The sequence below is a fragment of the Plasticicumulans sp. genome, from assembly GCF_035331805.1.
Classification (GTDB): Bacteria; Pseudomonadota; Gammaproteobacteria; order Competibacterales; family Competibacteraceae; genus Plasticicumulans.
The window spans coordinates 1-18,176 of sequence record NZ_DAOLKE010000038.1 but is presented as its reverse complement, the minus strand read 5'-3'; the positions used below and the strand labels follow the sequence as shown (position 1 = coordinate 18,176).

General features: G+C 70.6%; 14 protein-coding genes. 3 read left to right on the top strand and 11 right to left on the bottom strand.

The genetic code is table 11. The annotated features are described in order from the left end of the window. Positions 1-360: 360 nt before the first annotated feature. From PKE44_RS04835 to PKE44_RS04820, 4 genes are all read right to left on the bottom strand, one after another. A complete protein-coding gene (locus PKE44_RS04835; RefSeq protein WP_324548581.1) occupies positions 361-1,671 on the bottom strand; it encodes a tetratricopeptide repeat protein in 1,311 nt (436 codons plus the stop codon). A gap of 165 nt (positions 1,672-1,836) precedes the next feature. After that, a complete protein-coding gene (locus PKE44_RS04830; RefSeq protein WP_324548579.1) occupies positions 1,837-2,772 on the bottom strand; it encodes a PEP-CTERM sorting domain-containing protein in 936 nt (311 codons plus the stop codon). A 143-nt stretch (positions 2,773-2,915) separates the two neighbouring features. Continuing rightward, a complete protein-coding gene (locus PKE44_RS04825; RefSeq protein WP_324548577.1) occupies positions 2,916-3,359 on the bottom strand; it encodes a hypothetical protein in 444 nt (147 codons plus the stop codon). 118 nt (positions 3,360-3,477) lie between these two features. Beyond that, complete coding sequence (locus tag PKE44_RS04820) at positions 3,478-3,942, bottom strand: low affinity iron permease family protein (RefSeq protein ID WP_324548575.1); 465 nt, start codon at positions 3,940-3,942, stop codon at positions 3,478-3,480. Positions 3,943-4,326: 384 nt separating this feature from the next. Here PKE44_RS04820 and PKE44_RS04815 point away from each other — a divergent pair, with 384 nt between their 5' ends. After that, on the top strand, positions 4,327-5,658 hold the full coding sequence (locus tag PKE44_RS04815) for an anaerobic C4-dicarboxylate transporter (protein WP_324548573.1): 1,332 nt from the start codon (positions 4,327-4,329) through the stop codon (positions 5,656-5,658). Between the two features lie 66 nt (positions 5,659-5,724). On the opposite strand, the gene PKE44_RS04810 is transcribed toward PKE44_RS04815, so the two are convergent. Further along, positions 5,725-7,059, bottom strand: coding sequence for a ferric reductase-like transmembrane domain-containing protein (locus PKE44_RS04810; protein WP_324548571.1), 1,335 nt, complete (start codon positions 7,057-7,059; stop codon positions 5,725-5,727). A gap of 146 nt (positions 7,060-7,205) precedes the next feature. Between PKE44_RS04810 and PKE44_RS04805 the strand changes: the two genes are divergently transcribed. Then, entirely contained in the window at positions 7,206-7,688 is a 483-nt protein-coding gene (locus tag PKE44_RS04805) for a MarR family transcriptional regulator (RefSeq protein WP_324548570.1), read from the top strand. 61 nt (positions 7,689-7,749) lie between these two features. Here PKE44_RS04805 and recB read toward each other — a convergent pair whose 3' ends face one another. The 6 genes from recB to PKE44_RS04775 form a co-directional block, all read right to left on the bottom strand. Continuing rightward, the gene (gene recB, locus PKE44_RS04800) at positions 7,750-11,451 is read right to left on the bottom strand and encodes an exodeoxyribonuclease V subunit beta (RefSeq protein WP_324548569.1); all 3,702 of its coding nucleotides are present in this window, start codon (positions 11,449-11,451) and stop codon (positions 7,750-7,752) included. 29 nt (positions 11,452-11,480) lie between these two features. Next, positions 11,481-11,876 carry a type II toxin-antitoxin system VapC family toxin gene (locus PKE44_RS04795; RefSeq protein WP_324548568.1) on the bottom strand — a complete coding sequence of 132 codons (396 nt, stop codon included), beginning with the start codon at positions 11,874-11,876 and terminating at the stop codon, positions 11,481-11,483. Further along, on the bottom strand, positions 11,863-12,087 hold the full coding sequence (locus PKE44_RS04790; RefSeq protein ID WP_324548566.1) for an AbrB/MazE/SpoVT family DNA-binding domain-containing protein: 225 nt from the start codon (positions 12,085-12,087) through the stop codon (positions 11,863-11,865). Before PKE44_RS04790 ends, PKE44_RS04795 begins: the two co-directional genes overlap by 14 nt. Next, positions 12,084-15,485: an exodeoxyribonuclease V subunit gamma gene (gene recC / locus PKE44_RS04785; RefSeq protein ID WP_324548565.1), complete on the bottom strand. Its 3,402-nt coding sequence runs from the start codon at positions 15,483-15,485 to the stop codon at positions 12,084-12,086. The genes PKE44_RS04790 and recC overlap by 4 nt, the downstream gene beginning before the upstream one ends. 89 nt (positions 15,486-15,574) lie before the next feature. Further along, positions 15,575-16,048 (bottom strand): hypothetical protein, encoded by a 474-nt coding sequence (locus tag PKE44_RS04780; protein ID WP_324548564.1) that lies wholly within the window; start codon positions 16,046-16,048, stop codon positions 15,575-15,577. Between the two features lie 175 nt (positions 16,049-16,223). After that, positions 16,224-17,273, bottom strand: a complete 1,050-nt coding sequence (locus PKE44_RS04775; protein ID WP_324548563.1) for an ABC transporter ATP-binding protein — start codon at positions 17,271-17,273, stop codon at positions 16,224-16,226. A 73-nt stretch (positions 17,274-17,346) separates the two neighbouring features. Here PKE44_RS04775 and PKE44_RS04770 point away from each other — a divergent pair. Continuing rightward, on the top strand, positions 17,347-18,176 hold an 830-nt coding region (locus tag PKE44_RS04770; RefSeq protein WP_324548561.1), incomplete at its 3' end, for an ABC transporter permease subunit.

The window sequence follows — 18,176 nt, the reverse complement described above, 5'->3', positions numbered from 1 at the left end:
GGCAAGCCAGGCCTGACCGGCCGCGGCGACGGCGGCATCGAGCGTCGCGCGCCAGGCAGCGCTGGCCGGCAGCGTTGTGCCGGCCGGAGTCGCGCCGGCCGCAGCGGGGGCTTCGTGGAAGGCAGAGGTCTTTTCGGGATCGGCAGTCATCCGGATATCGACCCGGCGCATGGCGCTGCGGTTCGCAGCCCTGGCCGGATGATGCCGCAGCGGGATGCCCGCTGCCGGCCGGGATCGGCAGGCATCCCGGTCCGCAGGGCAGCGATCAGAGCACCATCACCCGCCATGATTCCGTGCCATACCGCCCCCTCATCCACGGCCCTTCCCCCGGTGGGGGAAGGATGAAAATCAACTGCCGGATCAGTGCACTGCAGATTGCAGCGCCACCGCGGGTCTGGCGCCGGCGCGCTGGCGGGCCAGCAGCGAGCGTTCGGCTTCCAGACCGCGGGCCAGCGCCGGCTGGCCGCTCGCGCGCGCGGAGTGGATCAGCGTCTGGTCGAGCAGGTCGCGCTGCGCATCGCTGCCGCCGAAGGCGCGGGCGTGGCTGCGCAGGTCGCGCAGCCGCTCGACCGTGCGCCGGTGATCGCCGGCGACGTGCGCGATCACGGCCTCGGTCGCCGCCCGCCCGACCGCCAGCAGGAAGCCGGCGTTGTCGTCTGCGCGCGTCTGCGCCGCGCGCTGCGTGGCGTCGAGCTGTTCGAGCAGGTCCACCCGGCCGGCACAGGCGAAGGCCATCGCCGCGTGCAGGTCGTTGAACGCATACCAGCCGTGCCCGGCGCAGGCGCTCCAGCGCTCGGCGACCGACACCCAGCGCTCGCCGACATCGACGCCGCGCAGGCGCAGGCGCCAGAGCAGCGCGCTCACGTCGATCAGCTCCAGCGCCAGCGTCGGCCGGTGCCCGTCGATCGGGCCGTCGAGCAGTTGCAGCGCCGCATCGACATCGTCGAGGCCGAGGTAATGCAGGGCCAGATGCCACCAGTTGTGCACGGCGAGCAGCCCGCACTGCTTCCAGCCGGACTGACCGGTCATCCAGCGGATGCCGTCATCGCGCCGGCCCTGCATCTCCAGCACGTGCACGACCGCGTGCTGCGCCCAGGCGTCGCGCGGCTCCAGTTCGATCGCCCGGCGGCCGTAGCGCTCGGCGTTGTGAAAATCGCCGTTCTCCTCCAGCCCGAACGCATACATGCCGAGCAGCGCGTGATAGCCGGGCATGTCCGGCGACCAGGCCGGCAGCGCCCGGGCGATGCGATCCCGCAGCAGGCGCTGGTCGCCGGTGAAGAAGTCGAGCTGCTGCCCGAGCTGCAGCGCCAGCAGGTCGTGCGGATGCTCGAGGCTCAGGTCTTCGAGCGTGCGCGCCGCCAGCCGCCAGCGTCCGGCACACCAGTGCCCGATCGCCGCCAGATGCCGTGCCTCCCGGGCATCGGCCGGCAGGGCCCGGGCCTGCGCCAGCGCCTCGCGCGCCAGCGGCACGGCCCCGGCGTCGGTGCCGACCAGAAACAGCCAGGCACGCAGCGCATGCGCCATCGTGAACTCCGGCGCGGCCGCGACCGCCGCCTCGGCGTGGCCGAGCGGGTCACCACTCAGGCAGCGCAGTTCGCGCAGCGCGATTTCGAAGGCGTCGAGAGCCTGGGCACTGGCGCCGCTGAGCGCGTGACCGTGCAGATCCTGCATCGTCATGATGAAAACTCCGGAAGTCGGGATGGCCGGGTCCCTGCCCGGCCTGTCGTCAAGGGGGATGTGCGGCGCGCGCAGCGCGGCCGCTGTCGCGGGAGATCGCCGCCCGCAGGCTGTTGCTGGTCGTGGCCGGCGAGCGGCGGACTGCAGGAGCGCAGGCTTTCAGTCGGCCGGCCGCAGCCGGCGCAGCGTCAGCGCGGCACCGAGGGCCGCGAAGCCGAGCGCGAGCGGCGGCGGCTCCGGCACCGTGACCAGCGCCTCGGGGCGCGCGAACACGAAGTCGTCGGTGACGGCGAGATCGGTCCCCGGCGTCTGCGCGCCGAAGCTGCGCAGCGTCGTGCCGTCGAAGCCGAACAGCGCGTGCGTGCCGACCGTCAGCACCACGTCGGCAACGATCGCCGCATCGAACAGCACGCCGAGGAACTGCGTGTCGGATGGCCCGCTGCCGGCCTCGACCGCAAAGTGCCCGAGGCTGATGCGCTCGCCGAGCGCGTTGCGGCCGAAGTACTCGATGCTGCTGCTGCCGGCCTGCTCGACGCCGACGAAGATCGCCCCGAAGCCGCGCGTACCGGCCGCGGTCGTCGTGCCGGGCAGCACGAAGCTCTGCTCGATGAAGCGGTCGTCGAAGTCGCTGCCGTCGGTATCGAACATCACGAAGGTGTTGCCGGGCGTGAAGGCCGGAAACTGGCCGGCGGTTGCCGGGTTGGCGGCGGCGAAGCCATCGCCGGCGACCGCATACGGATCGGCGAACAGCGCCCCGGCGGCGGTGAAGCGGTTCTCGGGGATCGCCACCGTGCTGCCGGGGATCAGCACCTGGGTCGCCGGATTCACGTCGCTGCCATCGAGGCGCACGCCGTCCCAGGTGATGCGGCTGCCGCCACCGATCGCGCCGCGGAAGGCATCGAAGGCGGTCGTCGCCGCGGCACCGGTGCCGGAGAACAGCAGCGGCGACGCACCGGCCGAGGCGGCCGCGGTCGCGGCCAGCGCAGCCCCCAGCAGCTGCCGCCGCCAGCGCGCCGGACGACGGCTGGCGGAGCGGTCTGAGGAACGGCTTGAGGAGCTGGTGCAGGAAGCAGCAGAAGGCGCAATCGCGGACATGGGAAACCTCCCGGGTCGGGCACGAAGGCCCGGCTCGCTGTCGACTGGATGTGTTCTGTCATCGAATCGCTGCGCCTGCGCCGCGATCCGGGGCGCGCAAGACCCGCTCGTGCAGGCCGGCGCCTCAGCGCCTGACAGCCGGCTCAGTAGCCGTAGCTGCTGCCGCTGCTGCTCGCGACGCTCGCCGCCGGCGCAGCATTGCGCGCGAGGTGCCAGACGCCGCCGACGCCGTCGCCGCGCGCATCGCCGGGCTTCTGGTCGCCGGCGAAGAAGTACAGCGGCCGGCCGGCCAGCGACCACTGGCGGCTGCCGTCCTCGCGGGTGATCGCGCTCATGCCGGCCGGGTTTTCACCGGCTTTGACCACATACGGCGGCCAGGTCGCGGTGCAGGTCGCCGCGCAGCGGCTGACGCCGTCGCCGTCCTTGTCGAAGGTGTACAGCGTGCGCCCGCCGGCATCGGTCAGCGGCGCGCTGCCGGTGGCGGCGACCGGCGCACCGGCACAGCCGGCGAGGGTGAGGCCGAGCGCGGCCGCGAGGGTGAGGGCGGGCAGGCGACGGTCGGCGTGGCTGCGGAGCAGGATGTTCATCGTGCGGATCCTCGGAGGCGGGAGTTCGGTCAGCGGCGGCCTCGTGCGGGCTGCCTGCTGACCGATACGCCGGCCCCCGGGAATCGGAGACAGGTACGGGACGAATATTTTCAACGCATCAGTCCTGCCGGCGCCCCCCGTCGGCCGCCGCCCCGTCCCCGCTGGCTTCCGGCGTGTCGGTATCGCCGCCACCGTCACTGCGCAGCGCCGCCCTCGCCTCCTCGGCCAGCCGCTGGTAGCGCACGCGGATGCGCTCGATGTCGCGGTCTTCGAGCTCCTCCAGGTTCAGCAGCGCGTTGTGCGCACCGCGCGTGGCGCGGATCAGCTCGTCGAGCTTGACCTGCACGGCCTCGGCGTCGCGGTTCTGGGTGTTCTGGATCAGGAACACCATCAGGAAGGTGACGATGGTCGTGCCGGTGTTGATGACCAGCTGCCAGGTATCGCTGTAATGAAACAGCGGCCCGGTCACGCCCCAGACGACGATGACCAGGAACGCGAGCACGAAGGTGACCGGCCGGCCCGAGCAGCGGGCGGTGGCCGAGGCGAAGCGCGTGAACAGCGAGGCATTGCGGCGGGACTGCATGATCGGACACTCCGGAACCGCTGCACACGGTGCAGCACGCTCGCTCGGACCCCGGCCTGCGTAAATGGCTGCATGGGCTGCATGAGTGCCCGGACGGACTAAGGCCGGTTTAAACAAAAAATGATGGTATAAAAATAATTATCAAAAGATCATCCGGCCCGAAGGCAGCCGCCGGCAATCCAGCTTTCCGCCCGCACGGCCCTGCCTGCCGATCCGCTGCTGCATCGCATCAGAACCCGACCTGCGTCATGTCCGTGACTGCACACGGCGCCCATGCTGCGCAGCAACCGCCGGTCCTCGCGCCGCCCTCCCGCGCCGGGACCGGTGGCAGTCGTCCGGCGCGAGCCGGTGCGTGGTCTTGCCCGTCCCCCCGGGAGAAGTGCGATGTGGACCTTCTGGCTTGAATTCATCCTGGTGCTCGGCGCCATCCTGCTCGGCATCCGCCGCGGCGGCGTGGCGCTCGGGCTGATCGGCGGCCTCGGTGTCGCCGTGCTGGTGTTCGTGTTCCGCACGCCGCCGTCGGAACCGCCGGTCACCGTGATGCTGATCATCCTCGCCGTGGTCACGGCCTCGGCGACGCTGCAGGTCGCCGGCGGTCTCGACTGGCTGGTGCAGCAGACCGAAAGGCTGCTGCGCGCCTACCCGCAGCGCGTGACGCTGCTCGCGCCGCTCGCGACCTTCCTGCTGACGGTGTGCGTCGGCACCGGCCACGCCGTCTATGCGCTGCTGCCGGTGATCGGCGACGTGGCCCTGCGCACCGGCATCCGCCCGGAGCGGCCGATGGCGATCTCCAGCGTCGCCTCGCAGATGGGCATCACCGCCAGCCCGGTCGCCGCGGCCGTGACCACCTTCCTCGCCTTCGCAGCGAAGACGCCGACGCCGGTCGGGCTGTTCGACATCGTGATGATCACGCTGCCGGCCGGGCTCGCCGGGGTGCTGGTGGCGGCCCTCTGGAGCATGAAGCGCGGCAAGGACCTCGCCGATGATCCCGAATATCAGGCCCGGCTCGCCGACCCGCAGTTTCGCGCCGCGCTCGACGTGTCGGTGACGACGCTCGGCACCGAGCTGCCGAAGACCGCGAAGCTGTCGGTGGCGCTGTTCTTCGGCGGCGTGCTCACGATCGTCATGCTGGCGCTCTTTCCGGTGCTGGTGCCGGTGTTCGGCGGCAAGGCCGTGCCGATGACGACCATCGTGCAGATCGTCATGCTCGGCTTCGGCGCGCTGATCCTGTTCGCGACCGGCGTCAAGGCGCCGGACATCGCCCGCTCCAGCGTGTTCACGGCCGGCATGATCGCGGTCGTGTCGATCTTCGGCATCGCGTGGATGAGCGACACCTTCGTCAGCGGCAACAAGGCCTTCCTGATCGAGCAGATCGAAGCGATGGTCAAGTTCGCGCCGTGGACGTTTGCGCTGGCGATGTTCGCGGTGTCGGCTTTCGTGAAAAGCCAGGCCGCGACGCTGACGATCATGATTCCGTTCGGACTGGCCCTGTCGCTGCCCGTGCCGCTGCTGCTCGGGCTGATGCCGTCGAGTTATGCGTATTTCTTCTTCGCGTTCTATCCGAGCGATCTGGCCGCGATCAACATGGACCGCACCGGCACCACGCACATCGGCAAGTACCTGCTCAATCACAGCTTCATGATTCCCGGCCTGATCGGCGTCGGCGTTTCGACGACGGTCGCGTATCTGCTGTCGCGGGTGTTGTTCTCCTATTGAGCCGTCACACCGGCAATCAAGCCGGAGGCGGGACGCAGCGCCTCTGCGTCCCGTCCGGCCGGAGCGTCAGCGCATTTCAAACAATTCCTGATGAAAGCGCTCGGCCGGCAGTCCCAGTCGCAGCAGGCCATCGCGGATCGCGCGCCCGAATCCGCCCGGCCCGCAGAACCAGACGTCGGCCTCGCGCCAGTCCGGCACCTGGCTGACGATGCCGGCGACATCGAGCCGGCCGTCGCGCGGGTCCCAGAGCACGTGCAGGCGCACCTTCGCGGCCGTCGCCTCGCGCTGCAGCCGGGCGATCACGTCCGGATCGTATTGCGCGGTGCTGTGGAAGAGATCGATGTCGCGGCCGTCCGGCGCGCTGCCGAGTGCCTGCAGGCGGGCGAGGAACGGCGTGATGCCGATGCCGCCGCCGATCCAGATCTGCCGGCGGGCGTCGCCTTCGAACGTGAAGCGTCCGTAGGGGCCTTCGAGCGTCACGACGCTGCCGACGTGCAGCCGGCCCGGCAGCAGGCGCGTGTAGTCGCCCAGCGCCTTGATCAGGAAGCGCAGGCGCGGCTCGCCGCTCCATGCCGACGCGATCGTGAACGGGTGCGGCCCCTCGGCGTCATCGAAGCTGATGAACGCGAACTGTCCGGCCTCGTGGCCCGGCCATCCGGCGTCCGGCTCGATGTCGACCCCCAGCACGCCGATCTCCGGCTGGCGCTGCAGGCCGACCACGCGGCCGCGGATGCGCCGGCCGCCGAGGTGACGGCGCAGCAAGGCCATCACGGCCCCGACGCAGCCGCCTGCCATCAGCAGTGCAAGTCCGGCTCCGAGCGGCGTGCTCCAGTATTCGAAGCGCAGCAGCACGACGGAATGGAACACCAGCGCCAGATAGCACACGGCAAGCAGCCGGTGCGTCTGGAAGAAACGCCGGTACGGAAACCATTTGACGAGCGCCAGCAGCATCAGGACCACGGCGGCATAGAACGCCCATTCGCCGACGCCTTCGGCGAATCCGCGCTGATGCGCGAACCATTGCTGCAGCGAGCCTTCGGGCAGCAGGGGCCGGGGCGGCCGGTTGCCGCGCTGCAGCCAGCCGAGCTGCACCAGCCATTTCGGTCCCTGCGCCAGCAGCCAGTGCGCAACCGTGATCGACAGTCCGGCGATGCCGAGCCATCGGTGCAGCCGGTACAGCTTGTCGAGTCCGCCGAGCCGGCGCTCGAACCAGGCCGGACGCAGACTCAGCAGCATCGCGAAACTCATGACGCCGATGCCGAGCACGCCGCTGTACTGCATCAGGACATTGCGCCAGGCAAAGAATCCGTTCAGTCCGCTGAAGGCGCCGGGATCGCCCAGAATCCAGAGCGCCGTGAGCAATACCGGAAATGCCAGGAAAACCCGCTGGATGACACGCATGATGGCGCCGCCTGAACGCTGGTCTGCATGAGGGATGCACCGGAATGCTAGGCAGCCAATATCTTTCCAGCAAGATAAGTTACCCTGCGTTACGCAAGACCCGCGATTGCGTTGCAATCCCCACCACCACCGGAGGAACTGCAGGCATGGCCGGAAACCGTCGTCCGGACACCGGGCGCTGGGATACCGCGCTCGACCCGCTGTGCGTGCCGCTGTTCCTGTCGCTGCAATGGGCACGCAGCCGTTCGCTGGCGCACATGCAGCCGGTGCTGAGCCGGCACCGGCTGTCGGCGGCCGAGTTCGACGTGCTGGCGACGCTGCGCAACAGCGCCCCGCCCCACCGGCTGACGCCGTCGCAGGTGCGCGATCAGGTCGTCATCACTTCGGGCGGGCTGACCAAGCTGATGCTGCAGCTCGAAGCCCGCGGCCTGCTGCTGCGCCCGCCTTCGGCCGGCGATCAGCGAGTGAAGCCGGTGCAGCTGAGCGAGGCCGGCCGGCAGGCGATCGAAGCGGCGATGGCCGACATGCTGGTCGGCCTGCGGGCGTGGCTGACGCAGGCGCTGGGCGAGGACGAGATCACCTGCCTGACCGGCCTGCTGCAGCGGCTGGCGGATGCCGGACCTCCCTGACGGGCACCCCGCAATCCGGCTGTCCGTGCGCCCCGCATATTCCGGCCTCCGATGCGCGGGCTCAGGCGCTCATCACATCGCCGCTGGCCAGATACGCATCGAGCGCGTCGATCAGCGCCTCGGCCGGGCGCTCGGCGAACACGCCGTGCGTCGGGCCGAGCGCCGGGTCGAGGCCGCGCAGGAACAGGTAGCGCACGCCGCCGAAGCCGGTTTCATAGCGCCAGCCGGGCCGGCGCCGGCGCAGGAAGCGCACGATCGCGACGCAGTAGAGCAGGTACTGCAGCCGGTAGCCGGCGGCGTCCATCGCCGCCGGCAGGCGTTCGACGTGGTAGTCGCCGGCCTCGGGACCGAGCCAGTTGGACTTGTAATCGATGATGAAGACCCGCCCGCCGGCCTCGCAGACCAGATCGATGAAGCCGCGCAGATAGCCCTCGATGTCCTTGAACGCCAGGCCCGGCATCGACACGCCGTGCGCCCGCAGCACGGCCCCGAGGCCGTCGGCACGGATGCGCCCGAGCGGAAACGTGAACTCCAGCTCGGCCCGGCGCGCATCCGCCGGCAGCTCGCAGAGGCGCAGGCCGCTGTCATCGAGCGCGGTCGTCAGCGTCGCGCGGATGCCATCGACTGCCGCCGGCAGCCAGTCCGCAGCAATGCCGGCGCGTTTGAGTTCCTCGGCTGCAATCAGCCCGATGGCTTCGTCATCGGCGGCGAAATCGAGGCGTTCCAGCATCGCGTGCAGGCAGGTGCCGGCCTCGGCGCCGCGCGGGAAGCTGCGGAAATCGCGCCGGGGCGCGGCGGTTTCGACCGGCGACTGCGCTGCTGCCGGTTTCGCCGGCGGCTGCGCGGCGAGCGTGTCGCGGTCCGGGCCTTCGTGGCTGCGGCCTTCGGCGAGCTGCGTGAAGCTGGTCGTGCGCCGCCCCGTCGGCAGCCGGCGCCCGAACCCCGCGGCCTGCAGGCGCTCGGCCGGCGGCAGAGCGGGACGGTAGCGCAGGCCCGGCCCGGTCTGCGGCAGGGGCTGGATCGTGCAGGTGTCGCCTGCGGCGGCGAGCAGCGCGTCGAGATCGGCCCTGAGCAGATCATCGGCGAGCCAGGACTTGCGCCCGTTGCCGGCAGCGAGCACGGCGGCGGCATCGGGCAGACGGTGCGGGTGCAGCAGCCAGGCGAGCGCGCTGCGCTCGGATTCGCTGGCCGCGCCCCAGACCAGATAGCAGCGATACCGCGCCCGCGTCAGCGCCACGTAGGCGAGGCGCAGGTTCTCGGCGAGTTCCTCGCGCACGGCCTGCCTGCGCAGCTCGCTGTCGGGACCGGCGGCGAATTCGAGCCGGCTGCGGCCGAAGGCGGAATCGTCGGGATTCTCCGGATTCCCCTCATGGGCGCGCACCAGCACCTCGTCGTTCGCCCACAGCCGGCCGTTCCACAGATACGGGCAGAACACGACCGGGTATTCGAGGCCCTTGCTGCGGTGGATCGTGACGATCTGCACGCGCTGCGCATCGCTGTCGAGGCGCAGCTGACGGGTCTCGTCCTCGACCCCGGCCGCTGCCCGCGCATCACTGAGCCAGGCGAGGCTCGCCTCCGGCGTCAGGCGGTCCTCGGCGATCGCGGCGGCCAGCAGCTCGGCCAGATGCAGCAGATTGGTCAGCCGCCGCTCGCCGTCGCGCCATTCGAGCAGGCGGGCGGCGACATCGAAATCGCTGAGCCAGTGGCGGAACATCGCCGGAAAGCCGCCGCGGCCGAACCAGATCGTGCGCAGCCGGTGGAAGCGTTCGAGCATCGCCTCCCAGGGCTTCGTGTCCTGACCGAGGGCCCAGAGCTGCACCAGGTCGAGGCCGCAGGCGTCGGTCAGCAGCAGCGCGCGCACGCGTCCCTCGTGGCGCGGATCGAGCACGGCCGCCAGCAGGCGCATCAGCAGCTCGGCCTCGCGGCTTGCGAACACGCTGTCGCGCGACTGCAGCACGCAGGGCACGCCGAGGGCGAGCAGCGCATCGCGGATCGCCGCCGACTGCGTGTGCGAGCGCACCAGCACGGCGATGTCGCCGCCGTGCAGGGCCCGCGCGCCGATGCGCGCCTCCCCCTTCTGGCCGGCCTTCAGCAGTTCGGCGATGCGCTGCGCGGTCGCCGCGGCCACCAGCGCATTGGCCTGTCCCTTGCCGAGGGCCTTGTCGCCCTCACCGGGCGGCAGCCGCCAGAGCTGCAGCGCGGCCCGGCCGTCCGGCGCGACGAAGTCCGGCCTGGCCGCCGGTGAGGCTTCGACCGGATGAAAGTGGATGCGGCGCAGCAGGAAGGCATCGGGCCGCAGTCCGAACAGCGCGTTGATGGCGCGGATCAAGGCCGGGGAGGAGCGCCAGTTGACCGCCAGCGTGTGCCGGGCCGGTGCATCGTCACTGGCGCGCAGGTAGGCGAACACGTCGGCGCCGCGGAAGGCGTAGATCGCCTGTTTCGGATCGCCGACGAAGAACACCGGCTGGCTGCGGCCCGTGTAGATGGCGCGGAAGATCTCGTACTGCGTCGGGTCGGTGTCCTGGAATTCGTCGATCAGTGCCGCCTCGTAGCGTCCGGCGAGGCTTTCGGACAGCCGCTTTCCGAGGTCGCCGCTCGCGAGCGCCGCGGCCAGCCGCGTCAGCAGGTCGTCGTAGGCGAGCTTCTGCAGCCGCTGCTTGCGCCGCGGCAGTTCCTCGCTGCACCAGCGCAGCAGCTGCCAGCGCAGCCGTGCGAGCCAGCCCTCGAAGGCGGTGGCGAGGGCCTCGACCGCTGCAGCCAGCCCGTCGGCGCAGTCGAAAAACGCATGCCGCGGCGGCGTTGCGCCCTTCTTCGTCGCCTTCACGAGCTTCGCGGACGTGAACTGCGCGAACTTCTCCGGCAGCGCGGCTTTCGGCTCCCCGGCGAACCAGGCATCGAGTTCGGCGCACCAGCCGGGAATCGAAGCCAGCCGGTAGCTGGTGCGGCTCAGCTCGGCCTGATGCAGCAGCGCTCCGACCTCGATGCCCTGACGCTGCCAGCACTCGGCCGCCACCGCGAAGGCACGCTCGAACGCAGCCTGCGCCGTGTCGATGTCCGGGGCCGGCGGTTCGTCATAGCTCAGGTAGGGCTTGCCGAGACAGCCGCGGATCTGCTGCGCGAGGCGTGCCGGCGTCAGCCCGGCATCGAGCGCCTGCATGACCAGCACCGGCGCTGCGTTGTAGAGCTGCAGACGCCAGAAATCCTGCACGACCTCTTCGAGCAGGCCGGAGTCGTCGGCGAGCAGTTCGGTCTCGAAGGACTCGCCGGCGGCGAAGGCGTGATCAGCCAGCGCGCGCTGGCAGTAGCCGTGGATCGTGAAGATCGCCGCCTCGTCGAAGGCGAGCACCGCGGCATCGAGCCGCCGGGCCCAGCGGATCAGCGTTCCGCCTTCGTCCGCGCGCTCCTGGGCTTTCCCTTCCGGTTTTTCGTGGGCTGCCCTGTGCTCACGGCGCTTCCTGTTTTCCCGCTCCTGCTGTTCTGCCCGTGCGATCAGCGCCCTGCAGACGGCATCGTCGGTCGGGGCGCCCCGAAACGCGTCGCGAGCCTGCACCAGCCGCATGCGGATGCGTCCGCGCAGTTCGGCGGTCGCGGCCTTGGTGTAGGTGACGACCAGAATCCGGTCGATGCGCACGCCGCGCTCGGCCACCAGCCGCAGCACCAGGCTCGCGATCGCATAGGTCTTGCCGGTGCCGGCGCTGGCCTCGATCAGGTTGGCGCAATCGAGCGGGACGTTCAGGACGTCGAGCGGGTGCATGTCGGACATGCGCGGTGTTCCGGGCTCAGCGTTCGGACTCATGCACGTTTCTGGAAATGAACGACGCCGGGCAGGCCGCAGAAATGCCGGTCCGAGCTGATCAGTTCGCAGCCTGCGGACTGCGCACATGCGTAGATCAGCGCATCCGCCATCGCCAGCCGGTACTGCAGGGCCAGATCGGCTGCCAGGATGGCCAGACGCGCATCAATGCCCATGAGCTGTCCCTGATGGGTGATGGCGATGATCTGCAGGGCCAGCGATTCGCCGCGTTCGCGCCGGATCCATCGGTACAGCTCGAACTGCAGGATCGACGGCACGACGAGATGAGCCGGATCCGCCAGATACGGCTCGAAGTGGCTGGCCAGCACGCCGTCGGTCAGCCATTCGATCCAGCCGCAGGTATCGACCAGTACCCGGGGTTCATGAAGGGTCATCGGCCGTGGACTCCCGATCACGGTGATTCGCCGGATCAGCCCCTTTCAGGATGCCCCGTGCCCAGGCGATCGAACGCTCCGGCACCAGCGTGATCGAGTCACCGTGCGTGACGATGACGAACCGCTGTCCGCTCTGCAGGTGCAGGGCTTCGCGAATGGTTTCCGGAATGTCGATCCGGCCCTGCGGATCGAGCGTGACGGTATCGTTCATGAGCGGATTCCCGTATCTGGGGCAGAGTCCCCGATAGTAGTCTCATGCCCCGTCATCACCGCGAACACGCCGCGCGCCACCGTCTGCCAGGCATCGGCCGCCGGCAGCACGCCGTCGTAGGCACAGCGGTTCCAGCGATCGTCGGCGCAGGCGTGGCTGCCGGTGAAATCGTCGCCTTCCCATTTCCTCAGGGCCTGCGCGATGGCCCGCTCCGGCGTGTCGTCGGGCTTGCCCTGCCACCAGGCCCAGGCCACCGGCGGGATGAATGCCGACGGGCGCAGCAGCCCGCTGCGATACAGCGCCAGCAGCGGCTCCAGCACGGCGTCGGGATTCGCGACCGGCGTGAAGGCAAAGCCGGTATCCGGACCGTGGCAGAGGCTGCGGGCGGGGACTTCGGTCCCGTCCGGCATCCTCAGGCCCGCCTGCACCGCCCGGCAGAGCAGCAGATGCCGCACCCACAGCCGCAGGCGCTCGCGCCAGCCCGGCGGATTCGGCTCGGCGACGAGAATCCCGTGTCCGCCGACTTCACGCAGCCAGCCGAGCAGCCGCACGCCGGCGAGCGTCAGATCGACCGGCAGCGGTTCCAGCAGCACCGTGTCGCCGCCGGCCGGCAGGCGGGCGAGCACGGTTTCGACGGCCGCCGCTTCGCGCGCATACAGCAGGCGCCCGACCGCGCCGTGCGGCAGCAGGCCGGAACCGGCGAGCACGCGCCGGGCTGCATCCGGGTCGAGACCGCGCTGGCGCAACCGCAGCAGTTCGCCGCGCAGCCGCCGGTCGGCAAAGTCATCGAGCAGGAAGGGTTCGGTCTCGGCCAGTTCGCCTTCGGCTTCGTCGAGGCGCAGGCGCAGGCGCTCGCGCAGCAGGAAGCGCGCCGGGGCGCACAGGAAATCGGTCAGCCGCTCCGGGCTCAATGTCAGCCATTCGGTTTCCGGGTCCGGCAGCGGCTCCGGGCACGGCTCACGGCGCATGCGTTCGCCGCGCCCGGCGAGCTGCGCGGCCCGGCACCAGCGCGGCGAATGACTGGCGCGGCGCCGGTCCCCGCCATCGAAGGCTGCCGTGCCCCAGGGCGTCAGCGGGTGCTCGACGCACACCCGGCGCAGGGCTTCGAGCGCATCGGCCTGCGGCTGCCCGGCTTCGGCTGCGCCGTCCCGCGGGTCCTGTGCGGCACGGGCGATGTAATCGAGCAGTTCGGCGACCAGCACCGACGGCGGCAGCTCGGCGTTGTCGCGCTGGCTGCGGCCGGTCCAGGACACGTAGAACACGTCGCGCGCCGAAACCAGCGCTTCGAGGAACAGGTAACGGTCGTCATTGCGCCGCGAGCGGTCGCCACGGCGCGGATGGCGGGCGATCAGATCGAAGTCGTGCGGGCGGTTGACGCGCGGATAGGCGCCGTCGTTCATGCCGATCAGGCAGACGACGCGAAACGGGATCGCGCGCATCGGCACCATCGCGCAGAAGGTCACGCCACCGGCAAGGAAACCCTGCACGCTGCCCATGCCTTCGAGTTCGGCGAGCAGGAAGCGCCGGGCGACGGCGAGCGGCACCGCGCCGCCGAAGCCGGCGATCGCTGCGGTTTCGGCCAGACGCTGGATCGCGGTGCGCAGGCGCGCGGCCTCGGCCTCGTCGTCCGGCTCGGGCGCGAGGAAGTCCTCGAACACCGCCGCCAGCGTGCCAGACCAGCCGGCCGGCGCGCGGGCAGCGGCCAGCCCGGATTCGAGCGCGGCGAGCCGGTCGATGAACTGCGCGAGCCGCCCGGCGAGCTGCGCGGTGTGACCTTCGACCTCGTCATACGGCAGCACGCCGGCGTACAGGCGCTCGCCGTCGCCGGGCAGCGCGATGCCGAGCAGCAGCCGGTCGAGCCCGGCGCGCCAGGTGTGGGCGGACTCGGCCGGCAGTTCGAGCGACTGCCGATGATCCGCATCGAGTCCCCAGCGCACGCCGGTCGCCGTCAGCCAGTCGCGCAGCGTGCCGAGGTCCTCCTCAAGGATGCCGAAGCGCCGGCGCAGCGCCGCGGCATCGAGCAGGCTCGCGACCGTCTCGGCGCCCCAGCGTCCGCCCGGCAGTTCGAGCAGCGCCAGAAAGGCATCGAGCAGCGGACTTTCGGCGCGCACGCCGCGATCGGCGATGCCGTAGGGGATGAACAGGCCGGACTCGGCGGCACCGAACACCGCCTCGACCGCCGGTGCATAGGCCTCGATGTCCGGGGTCATGACCACGACATCGGTCGGCGCGAGCGAATCATCGGCCGCGAACAGCGCCAGCAGCCGCTCGTGCAGCACCTCGATCTCGCGCGTCGCCGAGTGGCAGACGTGCATCTGGATCGAGTGGTCGTCGGCTGCCGCGAGGTAGGGCTCGGCCCACAGCGTGAACCCGTCGTGCTCCGAGGGCGCGTGGTTGGCACCGCGGTTTTCGAGCCGCAGCAGGTCACGCTGCACGACGGCGAGCAGCGTATCGGCCTCGGGCTCCTCGAAAGCCTCTGCGGCCGGCAGGTCACTGGTGGAATCGGCGAGCAGATGATGGAAATCGCGGCCGAGCCGGCCCATCGATGCGAGCAGGCGGTTGCCGGTTTCGAGGTACAGCGCCGCGTGATCGGCCTCGGGTGCGATCTTCGCGATCGTGCGCTCGGACTCGATCATGCCCCAGAACTGCGCGCAGGGATTGAGCAGGTACAGGTCGACCTCGCACCAGCGCGCCAGCCCGAGCAGCGTCTGCAGCCAGGCTGCCGGCAGCGCCGGGATGCCGATGAAGGACAGCCGCGCCGGGATGCCGGCCGGACGCTCGTGCAATTGCTTCAGGGCTTTGAGGAACTGCCGGTGCAGGCGTGCGCGGTGCGTGGCATCGACCTCCGACAAGCGCCGCCACAAGGCCGCCTGCCAGCCGCCCTCACAGTCATCACCGTCCTCATCGTCCTCATCTTCCTCCCTGCCCTTGCCGCCCGGGGCCGCGCCACCTTTCTCCCAGTTCTTGATCCATTTGGGCCGATAGACCAGGTACTGGTCGAAGGTGTCGGCGATGCGCCGCGCGAGCTCGTAGCGGCCGTAGTCGTCGCTGCCGGCGAGATAGTCCCGCAGCGGCTCCCAGACCGGATCGTCATCGAGACCGCCGAACTCGGCGAGCACGCGCCAGGCGAGGATCGGGGTCGCGAACGCCGATTCGGTGGGCACGCCGGGCAGCACGGCGCGGTAGATGTCCCAGAACAGCCGCGACGGCAGCGGGAAGTGCAGGTTGGCGCAGATGCCGAGCCGGTCGGCGAGATCGAGACACAGCCAGCGGCGCATGCCGTTCGAGGCGACCACCAGCGTCTCCGGTGCCCAGCCGTCATCGACCGGCTCGCCGAGCCGCGCGGCAAGCTGCGCGGCCAGGATTTCCATGCGGTTGGAGTGGTACAGGTGCAGCATGCGCGGGGGTCGGAGACGACGGGAGGCCGGCGGGCGCCGGAGTATGGCACGCAGGCGCCGGCCCTCCGTCAGCCGTTCAGGTCAGCCGTTCAGGGATGCGCCGGGTTGCTCACGTGGCAGCGGCGGAAGCGGCGCGGACTCAGGCTGTCGATCATCGCATCGAGGCTGTCGGTATCGGCCGGGTCCTCGAGGCTGGCGTGGCGATGGACTTCGAGGGCGGCGCGGCAGGCGTCGTTCTCGGCGCAGCGCAGCGAATCATCGAGCTTGCGCGCCAGCGGCAGCAGATGGCTGTGAATCAGGCCGAGCGCCTTGACCAGCTGCACGTCGGTGCCGAATTCGTCGGCCTCGAAGTCGCGCGGCATGAAGTCCGGATGCGCCTCCACGAGGTGCAGCGCCCGGTCGATGTAGGCCAGCTTGCGCTCGTCGAGGATCGGCATCGCGTCGCGCTCCTCGTCGGACAGCATGATCAGGAACGGCAGTTCGGCTTCGAGCTTGCGCAGCAGGTTCAGCACACGGGTCAGGCGATCGGCAGGCAGGCTCACGGCAAGGTGGTGGTTGTCCATCTCGTTCCTTCCTTCAGTACCGGGGACATGGGCAGCAGGTCGGGGACGGTAACAGCACGGCATGGCACGGCAGCGCGCGGACGGAGTATTGGCAGAGGTCAGAGGGCAGTCACTTCGACAGATGCCGTAGCCACCGCATCAGACATGACGAAATAGTCGCAGATGTGCCGGATCGCTAGCCGCCGGCGGCAAATCCGGTCACGGAGTCGACATCGAGGCGCAGGCCGATGCGCTCGCCCGGAGCGTGATCGTGCTGCGAAGGCAGCAGCGCCAGCACCTCGGCGCCACCGGGCAGCCGCAAGGTGTACAGGCACTCGGCACCGCGGAACGCCCGCCCGACGACCTCGGCGCGCAGCGGCGAGCCCGTGTCGCGCACGAAGTCATCGGGGCGCAGCAGCACGTCCAGCCATCTTGCCGCCGGCGCATCCGGCACCGGCACCGGCCCGAGGTCGGGCAGCTGCACGTGGCGGTCATCGATGCGCTCGCCGCGCAGCCACACGCCCTGACCGACGAAGCCGGCGACGAGGCGATCGGCCGGCCGGTGATAGACCTGCCACGGCGTCGCCCACTGGCGCAGCCGCCCGCCGTGCATGACGCCGATGCGGTCGGCGAGCGCGAAGGCTTCGAGCTGGTCGTGCGTGACCAGGATCGCCGTCGTGCCGAGCGCCTTGAGCAGCGTGCGCACATCGAGCGCCAGCCGTTCGCGCAGGCTGGCGTCGAGGCTGGAGAAGGGCTCGTCGAGCAGCAGCAGCTGCGGCTGCGGTGCCAGCGCGCGCGCGAGTGCCACGCGCTGCTGCTGACCGCCGGAAAGCTCGTGCGGATAGCGCCGGCCGGCGTCCTTGAGGCCGACCAGATCGAGCAGCGTCGCGACCCGGTGCTCGCGTTCGGTGCGCGCCAGCGGCTTCGAACCCTTCAGGCCGAAGCCGACGTTGGCGGCGACGTCCAGATGCGGGAACAGCGCGTAATCCTGGAACACCATGCCGACGCCGCGCTGCTCGGGCGGCAGCTCGCGCCCGGGTTCGGCGAGCGTGCGTCCGCCGAGGCGGATGCGGCCGGCGGCGAGCGGCTCGAAGCCGGCGATGCCGCGCAGCAGCGTGGTCTTGCCGCAGCCCGACGGACCGAGCAGGCAGCCGATCTCGCCGGCCGCCAGCGTCAGGCTCAGGTCCGCGACCGCGATCCGGGCGCCGTAGCCTTGTTCAACGTGTTCGATCGAAAGCAGCGCCATCGTGTCTCCGGGGGTCTCCCATGTGAGAATCGTTCTCTGTTGTCGATCATAAAACGCCACGCCACCCGCGCCGATGCCCCGTCCCGATCTCCCGTCCGCCGTTTCCCGCCGTCCTTCGCCGCTGCTGCTGCTCGCCTTCGCGGTCGCGGCGCTGGTGGCGCTGCCGCTCGCCGGCATCGTCGCGCAGTTCACCGAACCCGGCACCGCCGCCACCTGGCGGCATCTGGCTGCGCACGTGCTGCCCGAATACCTCGCCAACACCGCGCTGCTGTGCCTCAGCACCGGCCTCGCGGTCGCGGTGATCGGCGGCGGCACGGCCTGGCTGGTGGCGATGCACGACTTCCCCGGCCGGCGCTGGCTGGAATGGGCGCTGGTGCTGCCGCTGGCGATGCCGGCCTACGTGCTCGCCTACGTGTATACGGACCTGCTGCAGTACGCCGGCCCGGTGCAGTCGGGGCTGCGCGCGGCCTTCGGCTGGCAGCGCGGCGACTACTGGTTCCCGGAGATCTACGGCCTCGGCGGCGCCGCGACCGTGTTCGCCGCGAGCTTCTACGTCTATGTCTACCTGCTGGCGCGCACGGCCTTTCTGGAGCGCGCCGGCGGTGCGGCCGAAGCCGCACGCAGCCTCGGCTGCGGCGCCTGGGGGGCGTTCCTGCGCGTGTCGCTGCCGCTGGCGCGCCCGGCGATCGCCGCCGGCACGGCGCTGGCGCTGATGGAAACCCTCGCCGACTACGGCGCGGTCGCGTACTACGCGCTGCCGACCTTCACGACCGGCATCTATCGCGCGTGGTTCGCGCTCGGCGACCGCGCCGCTGCCGCGCAGCTCGCGGCGACGCTGCTCGGCTTCGTGCTGCTGCTGCTGACGCTGGAGCGCGCCGCGCGCGGCCGGGCGCGCTTCCACGG

Coding starts and splice junctions, on each gene's coding strand:
- PKE44_RS04835 (WP_324548581.1), bottom strand. CDS start 1,671: ATGCAGGATCTGCACGGTCACGCGCTCAGCGGCGCCAGTGCCCAGGCT.
- PKE44_RS04830 (WP_324548579.1), bottom strand. CDS start 2,772: ATGTCCGCGATTGCGCCTTCTGCTGCTTCCTGCACCAGCTCCTCAAGC.
- PKE44_RS04825 (WP_324548577.1), bottom strand. CDS start 3,359: ATGAACATCCTGCTCCGCAGCCACGCCGACCGTCGCCTGCCCGCCCTC.
- PKE44_RS04820 (WP_324548575.1), bottom strand. CDS start 3,942: ATGCAGTCCCGCCGCAATGCCTCGCTGTTCACGCGCTTCGCCTCGGCC.
- PKE44_RS04815 (WP_324548573.1), top strand. CDS start 4,327: ATGTGGACCTTCTGGCTTGAATTCATCCTGGTGCTCGGCGCCATCCTG.
- PKE44_RS04810 (WP_324548571.1), bottom strand. CDS start 7,059: ATGCGTGTCATCCAGCGGGTTTTCCTGGCATTTCCGGTATTGCTCACG.
- PKE44_RS04805 (WP_324548570.1), top strand. CDS start 7,206: ATGGCCGGAAACCGTCGTCCGGACACCGGGCGCTGGGATACCGCGCTC.
- recB (WP_324548569.1), bottom strand. CDS start 11,451: ATGTCCGACATGCACCCGCTCGACGTCCTGAACGTCCCGCTCGATTGC.
- PKE44_RS04795 (WP_324548568.1), bottom strand. CDS start 11,876: ATGACCCTTCATGAACCCCGGGTACTGGTCGATACCTGCGGCTGGATC.
- PKE44_RS04790 (WP_324548566.1), bottom strand. CDS start 12,087: ATGAACGATACCGTCACGCTCGATCCGCAGGGCCGGATCGACATTCCG.
- recC (WP_324548565.1), bottom strand. CDS start 15,485: ATGCTGCACCTGTACCACTCCAACCGCATGGAAATCCTGGCCGCGCAG.
- PKE44_RS04780 (WP_324548564.1), bottom strand. CDS start 16,048: ATGGACAACCACCACCTTGCCGTGAGCCTGCCTGCCGATCGCCTGACC.
- PKE44_RS04775 (WP_324548563.1), bottom strand. CDS start 17,273: ATGGCGCTGCTTTCGATCGAACACGTTGAACAAGGCTACGGCGCCCGG.